Raw genomic sequence first — 14,672 nt, forward strand, 5'->3', positions numbered from 1 at the left:
CAATTCGATGTGTTTAATAAGTTTATAAATGGTTCTATTGCCAAAGTAAACCAATGGCTCCTGCAATATATGTTCAAGTTATTGTCGATTTGTCTCAAATGGCGTAAAACAATTAAAATACGATAGGGCTGTCGGAAAATTCCCGGCAGCCCCATACTTGCAATCTAATTATCTCCTTTACCATTGAATCTGCTGATCCTGGTCTGGAATCAAGGTGTTCAGGTCTCGCTGCATCGATAATGTCCCATCTACCCTGTATTTCAGCCTTTGGCCGGGCACCGTAGTATAATCTTCAAACTCGTAGGATAAATAAAGTGTGGTATAAATATGTTTCAGGTAAGGAAGCTTTGCGTCCCATGCTTCATCCCTGGTATAATAAGATTGAGCCGCGCCCACTTTGAATTTATTATTTGCAGTATTATCGCTCCAGATTTCCAGTTTTTTCTTTTGAATATCTATATCCTGATCAGTAAACTTTATAAATACCTTGTAATTTTTACGGTCCAGATAGTCTATGTCCCTGATTCCGGCGTATAGAAAAATGGTTTTATCATCCACCACAAAAGTCCGGTGTGTATTTAAGGTCAAAGGTTCGGTATCCCCTTCGAGATATATTTTGTACAAAGTGCCGCCGTATTCGCCAGAGTAGTCGTTAAATGGCGTAATGCGCAACATGGCCCTTCTATAATATTTATGTGGGTTAGCCTGATAATCATATGATGGATCATCTAAAATCTGTAGTGGCAATACCCATTTATCAGATTGATCCAGATCTCCCAGTGTAAAATCGATCGGTATGGTAACCGCGCTTACGCCAGCCGGGACATCTATAGTTTGGGGCATGGTATAATACTTCTGATCCAGCTGTTTAAAATAAAGCTCCTGGCGGTGGCCATATTGTTCCTGGTTTAATCTGGCCAGTGTATCAGGGTCTAAACCAAGGTGTATGGTCCGGTTTTTAAGATTGGGCGTAGAACCACTGATAATTACCGGAAGATTGAACCTTACTTTTCCGGTCGCAGTATAACGTAGATAGCTCCAGCTTACTCCCTGGGCCGTTGGATCCGTTTTAAATGATGCCATTTGAGTAAACTGCTCATCTTTCCATTCATCATTACATGAAACAAAGCATACCGCTGTTGTTATCAATAAAAATAGACTATATATATACTTCTTCATTTTTGCAGATTTATAATTATTCAGGATTTGTCCAGCCTGGGTTTTGTGTCAGGTATTTATTGCGTCTTAACTCATCAAAATGGATAGGCCAGAACCACATTTTAAGCGTAAAAATGGAAGGTAATGACGGCGTTTCCACTACATTGTGAAAAAGGGCTGCCTGATCTTTAGTAGCATAGGCATTATATCCATATACTGGGGCCGACTCTTCCGACTGGGCATCGGTCCAGCGGCGCAGATCGAAATACCGGTGTCCTTCGGCAAATAACTCCACCTGGCGCTCCCTTTTTAACCTGATACGGAATTTATTCGGATCAGAATAAACATCACCTGCATAATCGGCTACTCCTGCCCGGATACGGATAGGTTGGATCCCCATTTTCATTTCTGAGATATTCCGCGATATTGCATGTGTCTTACTGCCATCCCAGGATGGGATATTATAAGATCCGTTTAGTTCATTTAAGGCTTCTGCATAGATCAGCAACACCTCTGCATAACGGATGGCAGGATCAACCTTTTGTTTCATACGGCTTTGATCGTATGCCGTAACAGCCACATTACTGATGTCATCGGGATGGACATATTTTTTAATACCCACCCCTGTACGTGGCCAATAGGTCGTATTTTTATAACCATTCGGATCGCCTCTGTAATAGAATATCTGAACATTACTCTTCTCATCTCTCACGCTTTCAGCATTCAGAAGATTCCATGTAGAGCCATTATACGATACTGAAGCATAAAAACGGGGTTCACGCTGAACAAACTGTTTATTTACACCAATGCCCAATGGACCTAACTCAGGGTATTTGGCCAGTTCTTCTTGTGTTACAAAACCTGTTGTCCGTTGTTGGGTATTATACCGGCCTTCATATCCCTGTCTGCCGGCATACATGCTGTTCATGCCTGGTATATCGCTACCGTCATTCATGGAATACGCATCAACCTGTTTTTGGGTCATACCATGCGAATTATAACCTTTTCCCTCCAGTCGCGGCAGTTGATGTACCACCAAAACATTTATACCTTCGCCACCCTGATTTTGTCCACGCGTAAAAATCAGTTCCGGATTTTGGTAGGCAGGAACTGTTCCGTTAAACAAAGCCCGGTACGATTCATAAGGATCGATATCGCTCCAGCCCGAAGGCCAGGCGCTATTGGAAAAATTATTGTCGAATGGAGGAGTAACAGTGGCAGGGTAAGCAGCATCGCCTGTAGTTTTCTTAAAAGCAACATACAAATGATATTGACCAAGATCCATCACATCTTTTGCAGCGGCAGCAGCCCTCGCCCATTTGGATTCATCATAGCTACGGGAAAGCAGCGGTTTCCCATCTTTGGTAACCAATGCCGCAGCTACTTCAGCAGGCGCTTTTCCGTTGGCAAGCGGACTTGCTGCGTACAACAATATCCTGGCACGAAGGGCCAAAGCCGCACCGCGGGTTGGGCGGGCAATCTGCTGGATCCCTTGCTGGGGCGATAGGCCTTTTGCGGCTTCTACCAGTTCGTTTGAAAGATAAACCGCACATTCTTCATAGCTATTGCGGGGCTGCGCAATATCATCATACTCTTTGGTATAGTCGATACCTTCATCTGGTATAATAGGCACTGGCCCATAGGTACGCAACAGTATCCAATAATAATAAGCCCTTAAAAACCGGGCCTGCCCCTTGAGGTTTTCAATTTCAATTTTGGTAAACGTGGTATTAATATCAATACTGTTGATGAAAATAGATGCCTGTCGGATACCTTTATATGCAGTGTTCCATATCTCCTTGCTTTCGCCATTTATCCCATTTTCGGTATATTGTCCGTTTTTCCATCTTTTGTATCCGTCACTTTCATCGCCGTAATACATATCGTCTGCAAAATTAAAAGGTATGGATTTTTTACTGCTCACATCCTGAAGATAATTACTGCCCAGATATGAATAAGCCTTTGCTAACCAACGGTTCGCATAATCCGAGTTGGTAAAAACCTCCTCTGTGGTCAACCGTTCATCAAAGAGATAATCAGAATCGAGAAATTTTTTACATCCGCCGATAATTAATACAGCGCCCGTAAAGGTTAAAACGATCAATATTTTTTTCATATTCTTCATTGCTTATAAGTTAACTGATACCCCTAACGATAATGTTTTGCTAAGAGGATAAACTTTTCCGGTTGAGTTTCCAAGCTCCGGATCCCATAGCTTAAATTTGCTGAATGTAAATAAGTTGGTCCCGATTAAAAAGAAACGGACGTTATTGAGATGGACCTTGTTAACCAGGCTTTTAGGCAAGGAATAACCCACATCCAAGGTCTTTAAACGCAGATAAGAGCCATCCCTGAGCCAGTATGTAGATGCCCGGTAATTATTAGCGTTTGGCCCATAAGTCAGGCGGGGATAATCTGCATTCGGATCTTCATTGGTGCCTAACGTCCAACGGTTACTGTCTGCGACATCATTGAGTATATTTCCCCAGTTCTGCCCCAAACTGAACATGTAAACCGAAGAACCATTAATAAAATAAGTCGACTTTCCTATTCCCTGAAAGTGGACATTGATATCCAGTCCTTTCCAGCTTGCTGAAAGACCAAATCCATAGGTAAGGTTCGGCCGGGTTGTAGCGCCAATAGCCACAATATCATTATCGTCAATAACCCCGTCGCCATTGATGTCTTTGTATTTGATATCGCCGGGCATTACCTCTCCGAATGATTGTCTGGCACTATTGCGGATATCATCGTAATCTTTGAACAGACCTAAGTCCACCAATCCTCTTGCCTGGTCTACGCGATGTCCTTCCTGAAGCTTATAGCCGTAAATTGTATTCTCTTCATCTCTTTCCAGGATCTCACTCTTACTATAAGTGGCATTGCCACGCAGGGTCAGATCTACTCCAGCAATCTTTTGTTTGAATGTAAAATTCCCATCAAATCCATGTGCTTTTACTTCACCCACGTTAGCAGAAGGATTGTTTTCGAGGCCCACATATCCTGGCAGAAAGTTACGGCTCATATAAATTCCTTCCCGGCGTTCGGTAAAGTAGTCTACCGCCCCGCTAAACTTATCATGGAAGAACGAGTAGTCGATACCCAAATCCTGTTTGGTAGCGATCTCCCAGGTTACATTCGGTGATGCTACTGAAGTGAAACCCAAACCTCCCCATGGACGGGCTGAAGACTCATAATCGCCAAACTGATAACCTCCGGCACCTATAGGGGTTCCATCAGGATAGTATTGAATATTTCCGTTGGCATCCTTTTGGTAAAATTGTTCTAACGTGTACAGATAAGGAAATCTGATGTCGCCCAGGTTGTCGTTCCCGGTTTTTCCGTACGAATAGCGGACTTTAAACATGTCTACCCATCCCAATTTCTTCACGATTGGCTCTTCTCCTATATTCCAAGCACCCGAAATGGCCGGGAAGAATCCAAAACGGTAATCCTTATGGAAATTCTCCGAACCGGTGTAGCCAAAATTAAAATCAACATAATAACGTGAGTTCCAGTTATAATTAACACGCCCTGCCAAGCCCTGGTTCCGGCGTGCAATTCCATTTTTAAGATCTGTACCAATATTCTGGGTGAATACCTTTGAATTCTGGCTGTATTTTAGAACCCCGCCGAAATTATGCGCGCCTATATTGTTGTTATAGTGCGTCTCCCATTCAAAAAACTCGCGTTTATCGCCATCTGAACCTGAAGTCTGGGTCATCTTTTGTTCTTCCTTTATGCGTTTAAACACTAGATTTCCTGCGGTGTCGCGGTAACGATTGGCGCTCCATAGCTCAGGAAACTTATACCGCTTGATATAATTATTGTTATAAGTATCATAGCCAAAGCGGCCGATAAACCGCAGGCCTTTGGTAATAAAATCTAATTTCTGATCTAAATTTAAAGTGGTCTGTATGTTATTGCTCCAGCTTTCATTGTAACCCGTCATGGTTCCCTGAACCAGGGGATTGAACCGGTCCATGTCGTTATTCGGATCATTATCGCCATCATCACTGGCCGGGATCTTTCCATCCGAATACCTGATTGGCGAGGTGATCGCATTATAGCCCATCAGCGCAGTCCATATCGCATTAGTGCCTACTCCAGGGTCATTTTGTTTTCGCAGCGACCCCGACACGCCTACGGTTAATAGGGTAGATTTGGTGATGTCCATATCTACACTCAAACGATACGTATATTTGTTGAAATTGGCATTGGTATTATAATCTCCAAGGGCATCATCTACCTTGTACATGCCTTGCTGGTTCTGGTAACTTCCTGATAGATAATAGCGGGCAGTTTTTCCACCTCCACTCAAATTCAGGATACTACGCTGACTTTTTGCGGCGTCGCGCAATACCACATCCATCCAGTTTACATTGGGGAACAGGTCAGGATCCAGTCCCAGGCGCAGTACCTCAAGTTCTGTGTTCGAAAAAAGAGGCTGTTGATTGCGGGCAACCTTTGCCTCATTGGCCATTGAGGCATATTGGTATCCGTCAACAAATTCCGGAAGTTTGGTAAGCGTATTGTAAAAGCCTTCTACTTTGGCATTGATATTCACTTTCCCCTCCTTTCCCCGTTTGGTCTTGATCAGGATAACACCATTGGCGCCCCTACTGCCATACATTGCTGTTGCTGAAGCATCTTTCAATACAGAAAAAGATTCTACATCTTCTACATTGATTTCATTCATATCACGTTCGAAGCCGTCAATCAATACCAAAGCCGCATTGCTGGCCCCAAAGGTAGAGATACTGCGCACCCAAAATTCAGAGATGCTGCCCGGACGCCCCGAAGTTTGCATGGCCTGAATACCTGGCACAACCCCGGCCAATGCATCTGCCATGGAAGTGGAAGGGTTCGACTTCAACCGATCAACATTTACCGTTGTAATGGCTCCGGTAATGGCTATTTTTCTTTCACCCCCGGTGGCAGTTACCACAACCTCATTTAGTACGCTTGCATCTGATTCTTTCAGGGTGACATTCACAATCCTTTGTTCTTTCACCAGTACTTCTTTCTTTTCATATCCAACATAGGTAAATACCAATGTTTGATAGGGAGGCATCTTGATGCTATATTTTCCATCTCCATCAGTAATGGCACCCAAACCGGGCAAATTACTGATCGATATACTTACTCCCGGTATGGGTAGTTTTTTTTCATCGGTTACCACTCCCTTAACGATTACATCCTGAGCAAGGGCATCAAAGGAAATCGCCAGGAAAACCATGCATGTTAGTAAAATAAATCTCATCATTATATAGTAGGTCTTCATCTGTTATTCTTCTTTAGCTATTTTGCGGATTAGCCAGTTGCCCGTATCACCGATATAAAAAACTTTCTTGGTCTCATCATAGGCTATTGCCTGCGGATTGTTGAAACGGGCTTCCGTACGTAAATCGCCATCTGCATAACCGCTTGTACCATTGTTCCCGCGACCGGCGAATGTGCTCACTCTACCCTGTGGGGTCAAAATGCGAATGGCATGGTTGGCCTTATCGCAGAAATAGAAATCGTACTGATCTCCCCCTGCTGTTTCATAATCCGGATTTTTCACAAATACGCCTTGCACAGGATTGTTTAAACGGGCGTTTGTGCCAATTCCATCGGCATAACCTGAAGTACCTGCTGCTCCACAGATGGTATAGGGGGTTTTAAAGGTTTTCTTTTCCCGGTCGTAATCGGTGCGCATGATAAAATGTTTTTCAAATTCGACCAGATAGGCATAGTCTCCTGAAGGGTGCATCACCATGTAAACCGCCACTGCACTATAGGGATTGGAGAACACTAATTTGTCTTCTTTGGTATTAAAATCATACCTGCGGATATCACCCGCTCTATACCGTGAATAGTATAATTCACCGTTTTGGGGATGAACAATTGTACCGTTAACACCCCTGGCATAAACCTCTATGGCTTTCTTCTGAAGAAAATTTGATTCACGGGTAAACAAATAATTGCCATTTTTGGTATCACTGGAGTGGTTATGGGAAACAATCATATCCTGATTGCCATCAATCCTCCAGTTTAATATCGATACCCTGTCGAGATCCGTCCTGAAGTAACTGACAAACTGTTTCTCAAAATCAATCAAACGGCAACTGTTTACATCGGCCGAAAAATACAGGTGGTTGTAGTTTTTGGGATCAAAGGTGAGCCACAGGATCCCCTTAAATGCACCACAATCATTAAACGGACCTTCCTTTTCTTCAAAACTTGTGGGCACCTGATAATATTTGCCCAGGAAAGTGGAAACAAGCAATTTTCTGGTATATGAGAACGCTTGTTTTGATGCACCATGCGCAAGTTCTTCCTTGTTATCGCCAAGAACACTCACGACGATGTCTCCGGCATAGGCTTTCTCCGGAATGATGCAATAAATGGCATTATTTTTTACGCTGATCACTTTGGCCGGTTTTCCTCCGATCATTACTTTTATTTTGGAAAGATCGTTTCCGAAATTCTCACCATATATCACCAGGTTGTTCCCTACGCTTCCCTCCTTAGGATAGAAGTCGCTAACAGTGACTGGTTTAGACGGATCGTAAGCTGCTTCTTGTGGCAACTCATCCTGTTTACAATGTGTTAAGGAAAGCGCGATCAACCCGAGCAGCATCCAACGGATTTGCCAGCGTCTGGTTTTAACCTTGTTTTTAATTTTCATATACATATTGCTTTTATCCGGCTATAGCCGGGTTACATTGGATTTTATTATTTCTTTCCCCGCTCGGGCTTATAACCAATACTGGTTGCTGTATTATTTTCGAAATGGCAGGATTACAATACGGCTAAACTGACACCATCAAACAATATTTCCTAAGGAATGGGCATAGCAATGTCCTTCGGCGTGATAATCGTAACGCCGACCAGTGCTCTGCATAGAGCCTTCATCTTTTTGCAGGAAACATTATTGGTCTACCTGTAAACCGGAAATATCATATAGGATGTCCTGAACTGTTTTGCTTTAGTTATTGGTGTTTAGATAAAATAATCAGTAAATCGTTTTACAATTGACACCAACAATCTTGGTCCGCAATAACATCAGATCAGCTGCAAACAGCCATCTGAATACGCCACTAAACTCAGCGTTAATATTACCGTTATAGGCATTATTTTTTAGCTTTTTGTTTGGGGGGCTAATTACGGATTTGTTTATTCTGGAACGGGGTATGTATTTAGGACGGATAAGTATTTATTGAGCATAGCATCGTTTTAGTTAATTTCCCTTATTTAATTGGTTTAGATAAATTACTGAGGATCAATCGTCTGAAATAAATAATTTGTTTCTCATAAAAAGTATTAAAACCGCAAAAGCATAGTGTTGCTGCTTGAAGAAATTTGCGGTAAGGTTTGTTATTTGGTTAATTGAAATCAAAGTAAAGGAATACCGCTATTATTATCTGTTCAACTTTTTGTCGATTTGTATCAAAGTTTCGGAAATGGAACCTTCTGTTTGAATTTTGCAAGCTTTTATTTGTTTTTTTCAGCACTATTTATTTTCATTCATCCTACCTTTACTCCCCGTAAGGCCAAATAGATGAATCTGGGATGCATATCCGAGCGTGTATAAAAATTCAGGGAGCAGAATGGCAGTCAACGGTGTGGGAGATGGTCTCAGTCCGCCCCCCGTCAGTTAGGTATTTTCGAAAAAAATTGAATAGTTTAGTCCCTGGCAAAAAATGGCAATCTCCATGTTCAGTGATACCCTTATTGGGCACACCTGGTTTAAAAGTAAGTTGAAACCTTGCTCTGCCTTTATGCTAAAATTTTTGTTTACGAAGCGAATAGAGAATATGGGTGAGAAAAACCTTTTGAATGAGACTGAGCTACTGGTGCGAATCGCTAGTGGGGATGAGCTCGCATTCAGGGCGGTTTTTGAGCACTACCAGCAATTGGTTTTTACTTTTGCGCAGAAAATCACCCGCTCTGATTCAGACGCGGAGGAGATTGTACAGGATATCTTTTTAAAAGTATGGTTTAACCGCGGTCATTTGCCCGGGATCGAAAATTTTGGCGCTTACCTGAACCGGCTGGCGCGTAACCAGGCTTTGAACCTCTTGCGGCATGAAGCAGTAATCAGCAGGGTTAAAACCGAATTGGGCCTGAACACCACGGAGAATGATCTGGGTACCCAGCAAAAACTCGACTATAAAGAAGCCAAACAGTTGCTGGATGATATCGTGCGCAAGCTGCCCGAACAGCAGCGCAGGGTATATGCCTTATGCCATTTCGAAGGGTTAAAATATGATGAGGCGGCAGCACAGTTGAATATTTCGGCAGATACCGTACACTACCATATGAAACGGGCACTGGCCACCATCCGAGAACATTTTAAACGGCATGCGGCTCTCTATCCGGCACTGATGATTATTTTTTTAAAATAAATTCAAATCCCACTACCCCCTTTGCTTTCTGAAGTGTCAGTGTAATCGATAAGGCGAAATAACCTTAACATAGCTAACCAAAAAAACACATGACCAAGGGGCAATTAAGGCTTGCTGAACTTTTCGATAAGTATCTCTCAAAAAACATTACCGAGCAACAACGGCTCGAATTTTTATCCTATGTGGAAGATCCGGGGTATGCCGGGTTTTTAGAAGGGCTTATTTCCGAAAGCTACAAACAGCCCAAAGTGCTGACCAGCCTGAGTGCGGATGCCAAAGAACGGATATTTCAGTCTATAGTAGCCAGCCCCAAGGCTCAACCTGCCAAAACTATTCATTTATGGCCACGTATGGCTACCGCCGCTGCGGTACTTGCCCTTATTTTCGCCTTAGGTCTGCTTTATTACACCAATTACCGGGAGAAGCCTGCCGATCAGCTGGTTAAACAAAATGATATCGCCCCTGGGATGTCGGGCGCTACCTTAACCTTGTCCAATGGTAAGAAAATCAGGCTGAGCGATGTGCGGAACGGAGAAGTGGCCAAAGAGGCTGGTGTAATGATCACCAAATCCGGTAACGGGGAAGTCACTTACGAGCTTAACAGCAATTCGGGCGACCCGGGCAAAAGCAATACCCTATCCACCGTGAATGGAGAAACCTATAAGTTAAAACTTCCCGACGGTTCCTATGTATGGCTCAACTCGGCTTCCAGTTTGACCTATTCTTTGCGTCTGCTGGAAAACGGCAAACGCAGGGTGAAGCTTCAGGGCGAAGGCTATTTTGAAATCGCCAAAGATAAAGCCCATCCCTTTGTGGTTTCTACTGATAAACAGGAGGTAGAGGTATTGGGTACCCACTTTAACATCAACAGCTACCCTGACGAAGGGGCTGTGGCCACTACCCTGATCGAAGGCTCAGTAAGTATCACCTCAGGCAAATTGCGGAAAGTGATTAAACCGGGCGAGCAGGCCATCAACAACGGAAACAGCATTGAACTCAACGCGGCAAACCTCGAAAACGTGATCGACTGGAAAGAGGGCGATTTCAATCTGGACGAACTGGATTTTAGGGTAGTCATGCGTAAAATCGCACGCTGGTATAATGTCGACGTGGTTTACGAGGCCTCAGTTCCGCAGAATATGAAATCGGGAGGCTGGATTTCCAGAAGCAGGACCTTATCAGCGGTGCTGAAACACATCGAATCCTCAGGGCAGGTACACTTTAAAATCGCGGGAAGAAAAGTGTATGTGGCTAGATAAATCCCGGAGCAAATTTTTCGGATAGATCAATATAAACAAGTTGTTTACCCTTAACGGGCTGGCCGTATTGCTTTTTGAGGCGTAGGGCTGCCATTAAACCATAGAAATGAGAAAATATTTACAGGAGTAAGATCAAATAAATAAGCAAACCAGAAGTGAAGCACTCCTGGTTGCGTTTGGAACCATTCATTGAATTACAATTGAACGCGGCATGCCAACAGTTTTCGACCGCCGGAGGCAGACTGCTTAAGAACCAACACTAACCAAATGTATCGAATTTATACTAAATCAGGTATAGCAACTGCCTTATACCCTAAAATATGGCTAATTATGCGATTAACTACCGTGATATTGATAGCATCCCTAATGCACGTCAATGCTGCTTCCTTCGGCCAGCGGATCACTATTGAAGAGAACCAAATCAGCTTAAAATCTGTTTTTAAACAAATCCGAAAGCAGAGCGGCTACGACTTTTATTATGAGGGTGGCATTATTTCCAATAATGTACTTAAAAACGTAAAGTTGAATAACGCTACCGTTGAGCAGGCCTTACAGGCTATTTTAAAGGATACCCCATTTACCTATGTAATTAACGATAAGGATGTAACCATCAGGAAAAAGACCTTCGCTTCCTTTCCCGAAAACCTGCCCTTAAACGCACGTCTGATCGATGTATGGGGAAAGGTGGTCGATGAGAAAGACCAGCCATTGGTTGGGGCCGTGGTGGCCGTAAAGGGCAAAGGACGGTCGGTGGCAACCGATCAGAACGGTGCCTTTCTGATTCCCAATGTGGATGAGGGCGATAAACTCGTCATCAGCTTTATCGGTTACCAGAACCTGGAAGTTAATCCTGCCCGCGATATGGGAAATATCAAATTGACCCAAACGGTTAACGACCTGACCGATGTGGTGGTGATCGGCTATGGAACTGCGAGGAAGAAAGACCTCACCGGGGCCATAACGCAGATTAAGCCGGATAAAATCGCCGATGAAAATCCACGCACGGTGCAGGATATCCTAAGGGGTACTCCAGGCCTGACCATCGGGCTCGATGCCTCGGCAAAAAGCGGTGGAAGCATCAACATCCGCGGACAGCGTTCTGTGTATACCGCCGGTAACCACAACTCGCCTTTGCTGATCCTCGACGGGATGATCTTTTATGGCGAACTCTCCGAGATCAGTCCGGATGATATTGAACAGATCGATGTACTCAAAGATGCGTCAGCCGCGGCAATTTATGGGGCACAGTCGGCCAACGGGGTACTGATCATTACGACGAAGAAAGGAAAGCAGGGAAAACCAACCATTAACTTTACTTCCAATCTGGGATTATCTACCATGGGGGCGAACAGACCGGTATGGAGCCCTGAAGGTTATATGAAATACCGGGAAGACTGGTACCTTACCGATACCTATGGCAAAAATCCAACTACGGGTAACTATGAGGCCTACGTAGGCGGCAGTGATGCCTCTTCAAAAGGCAAGCCTGGTTACTATGAAAAGCCGACAGCGGATATGTTCGCCAAATATGGCATCACAGAAGAGGCCTGGAGAGCCTATTCCGTAAACGAAGCGGGTGATTCGGACGACCGCATATTCGCGAAACGCCTTGGGCTGGGCCACAACGTGCTCACCAACTACCTGGCGGGAAATACCTTCGACTGGTACGACCATAGTTTCCGCAAGGGCTTTAACCAGGACTATAACCTCAGCGTTTCGGGCGCTAGCGATAAGATCAATTATTATATGTCGGCCGGATACCTGGCCAACGAGGGGGTTGTGGTGGGCGATAATTACCGGTCGATACGCTCCAACCTTAAAGTAGATGGCAAGGTGACCGACTGGCTGAATATTGGTGCCAATGTGAACTTTCAGGACCGTTCTGATGGTAACATCGCTACCGACTGGGGCCGTGCGATCATTTTTAACAGTCCTTTTGCTTCTTACAGAAACGCCAACGGTGATCTGGAAGTATATCCGCAGGGATCTACACTTACGGGCGACGTAAGGGGATATAACTATGATTTTAACCGGCAGTACCAGGATCTGGAAAGTGGTTATAATGTCTTAAATACCATCCTTACCGCTAAGGTAAAATTACCACTCAACATCAATTATTCATTTAACTATTCGCCGCGTTATCAATGGTTTTATAAACGCTATTTCACCTCATCAGAACATCCCGATTGGAAACCGGGTTCGAAAAAGGCTGGGGTATACCGCGAGAACAGCAAACGTTTCGACTGGTCGTTTAACAATACCATTAACTGGGAGCAAACCTTTGCCAAAAAACACCGTGTAAATGTAACACTGGTGCAAGAGGCAGAAGAGCGTCAATCGTGGATGGACTTTATCCAGGCATGGGATATTTCTCCTACTGATGCCCTGGGTTTACATGAAACCAAGGGGGGAGACAAACTGCAGAGTGAGTTTGATAGCAACGACAGCCGCCAAACCGCGGATGGAATGCTGGCCCGCCTGTTTTATTCTTATGATGACAGATACATGCTCACCACCTCGGTACGGCGCGACGGTTATTCGGCATTTGGTACCTCTAATCCCCGTGCTACCTTCCTCTCGGCCGCTGTAGGCTGGACGTTTACCAACGAAAAGTTCTTCAACTGGAAACCGCTGAGCAACGGAAAGTTACGCCTGTCGTACGGGCAGAATGGAAACCGCTCGCTCGATAACCCTTATGTGGCACTGGCCAATCTTGCCAATGGTGTAGGCACACAGGGTTATATCAATGCAAATGGCGATTATGTGCAGTTTCAGTACCTGCGGATCGACCGGATGGCCAATAAAGACCTGCAATGGGAAAAAACGGCCTCGTTTAATGTGGGTTTGGATCTGGGCTTTTTCGGTAACCGCTTAACCACCACCCTGGATTATTACCAGATGTCGACCACCGACATGATCATGAACCAATCCTTGCCAGGTTTCTCAGGCTTCAGTAGCATCACCACCAATTTAGGTGAGGTACAGAACAACGGCTTTGAGATCTCAGTAAACTCGCAGAATATTGTGGGCAAAGACTTTAGCTGGAATACCTCCCTCGGATTTTCAAAATACAGCAATAAGATCAAACACCTGTATTACCAGTATGTAGATGTGCTCGATGCCAATGGCAACGTAGTATCCAGTGAAGAAGTAAACGATATCGGAAACCAATGGTTTATCGGTCAGCCCATCAGCTCCATCTGGAATTACCGTGTTACAGGCATCTGGCAGGTTAACGAAGTAGACGAGGCTGCGAGGTACGGCCAACGTCCGGGGGATCCTAAAGTGGCCAACAACTATACCGCCGATGATGTAAAAAATGCCAATGGAAGTGTTACCCCGGTTTACAACGATAACGATAAGGAGTTTCTGGGGCAAACACAGGCCCCTATCATGTGGTCTTTACGTAACGATTTTACCTATAAAAACTTTAATTTTTCGGTAAACATTTATTCTTACTGGGGGCACAAGAGCCTTAGCGGTTCCTACCTCAATCAGGATAACGGCACCTCAACCATTAGTCAGGGCCTGGCCAATACCTATGAGAAACCTTACTGGACCATTGAAAGCCCAAGCCAATTCTGGTCGCGCCTGGAGTCTAAAGGTCCTGCAGGGCTCAACGCTCCCCAGCGGGTATTCGACCGCTCCTTTATCAGGCTTGATAATGTAAGCTTGGGCTATACCCTGCCCAAAAAACTCACCTCGGCCTATAACATCCAAAAATTAAAGGTTTTTGCTTCCGTGCGCAATTTAGCCGTTTGGAACAAAGACAAAGACTGGAGGTACTGGGATATTGAAACCGGTGAACTCGCACCAAGAATATTCACATTTGGGGCAAACCTAACTTTTTAAACGGATTAAA

General features: G+C 44.3%; 7 protein-coding genes. 3 read left to right on the top strand and 4 right to left on the bottom strand.

Going from position 1 to position 14,672, the window contains the following annotated elements; all coding sequences use genetic code 11:
* Positions 1-177: 177 nt before the first annotated feature.
* From R2S57_RS18200 to R2S57_RS18215, 4 genes are read right to left on the bottom strand one after another with little or no spacing between them, the layout of a single operon-like run.
* Positions 178-1,179, bottom strand: coding sequence for a DUF4973 domain-containing protein (locus R2S57_RS18200; RefSeq protein WP_316846379.1), 1,002 nt, complete (start codon positions 1,177-1,179; stop codon positions 178-180).
* Positions 1,180-1,195: 16 nt separating this feature from the next.
* The gene (locus R2S57_RS18205; protein WP_316846380.1) at positions 1,196-3,283 is read right to left on the bottom strand and encodes a RagB/SusD family nutrient uptake outer membrane protein; all 2,088 of its coding nucleotides are present in this window, start codon (positions 3,281-3,283) and stop codon (positions 1,196-1,198) included.
* A 3-nt stretch (positions 3,284-3,286) separates the two neighbouring features.
* Positions 3,287-6,424 (bottom strand): TonB-dependent receptor, encoded by a 3,138-nt coding sequence (locus tag R2S57_RS18210; protein ID WP_316846381.1) that lies wholly within the window; start codon positions 6,422-6,424, stop codon positions 3,287-3,289.
* Between the two features lie 21 nt (positions 6,425-6,445).
* Positions 6,446-7,831, bottom strand: coding sequence for an IPT/TIG domain-containing protein (locus tag R2S57_RS18215; RefSeq protein ID WP_316846382.1), 1,386 nt, complete (start codon positions 7,829-7,831; stop codon positions 6,446-6,448).
* Positions 7,832-8,936: 1,105 nt separating this feature from the next.
* Here R2S57_RS18215 and R2S57_RS18220 point away from each other — a divergent pair.
* The 3 genes from R2S57_RS18220 to R2S57_RS18230 all read left to right on the top strand — a co-directional run bounded on the left by R2S57_RS18220 (position 8,937) and on the right by R2S57_RS18230 (position 14,662).
* Positions 8,937-9,551, top strand: a complete 615-nt coding sequence (locus R2S57_RS18220; RefSeq protein ID WP_316846383.1) for an RNA polymerase sigma-70 factor — start codon at positions 8,937-8,939, stop codon at positions 9,549-9,551.
* A gap of 89 nt (positions 9,552-9,640) precedes the next feature.
* Positions 9,641-10,810: a FecR family protein gene (locus R2S57_RS18225; protein ID WP_316846384.1), complete on the top strand. Its 1,170-nt coding sequence runs from the start codon at positions 9,641-9,643 to the stop codon at positions 10,808-10,810.
* A gap of 351 nt (positions 10,811-11,161) precedes the next feature.
* Positions 11,162-14,662, top strand: coding sequence for a SusC/RagA family TonB-linked outer membrane protein (locus tag R2S57_RS18230; protein WP_316846385.1), 3,501 nt, complete (start codon positions 11,162-11,164; stop codon positions 14,660-14,662).
* Positions 14,663-14,672 lie beyond the last annotated feature (10 nt).

The organism is Pedobacter psychrodurus (assembly GCF_032678585.1).
Classification (GTDB): Bacteria; Bacteroidota; Bacteroidia; order Sphingobacteriales; family Sphingobacteriaceae; genus Pedobacter; species Pedobacter psychrodurus_A.

Excerpts from the sequence above, each read along its gene's own strand:
- R2S57_RS18200 (WP_316846379.1), bottom strand. The coding sequence starts at position 1,179 with ATGAAGAAGTATATATATAGTCTATTTTTATTGATAACAACAGCGGTA.
- R2S57_RS18205 (WP_316846380.1), bottom strand. The coding sequence starts at position 3,283 with ATGAAGAATATGAAAAAAATATTGATCGTTTTAACCTTTACGGGCGCT.
- R2S57_RS18210 (WP_316846381.1), bottom strand. The coding sequence starts at position 6,424 with ATGATGAGATTTATTTTACTAACATGCATGGTTTTCCTGGCGATTTCC.
- R2S57_RS18215 (WP_316846382.1), bottom strand. The coding sequence starts at position 7,831 with ATGAAAATTAAAAACAAGGTTAAAACCAGACGCTGGCAAATCCGTTGG.
- R2S57_RS18225 (WP_316846384.1), top strand. The coding sequence starts at position 9,641 with ATGACCAAGGGGCAATTAAGGCTTGCTGAACTTTTCGATAAGTATCTC.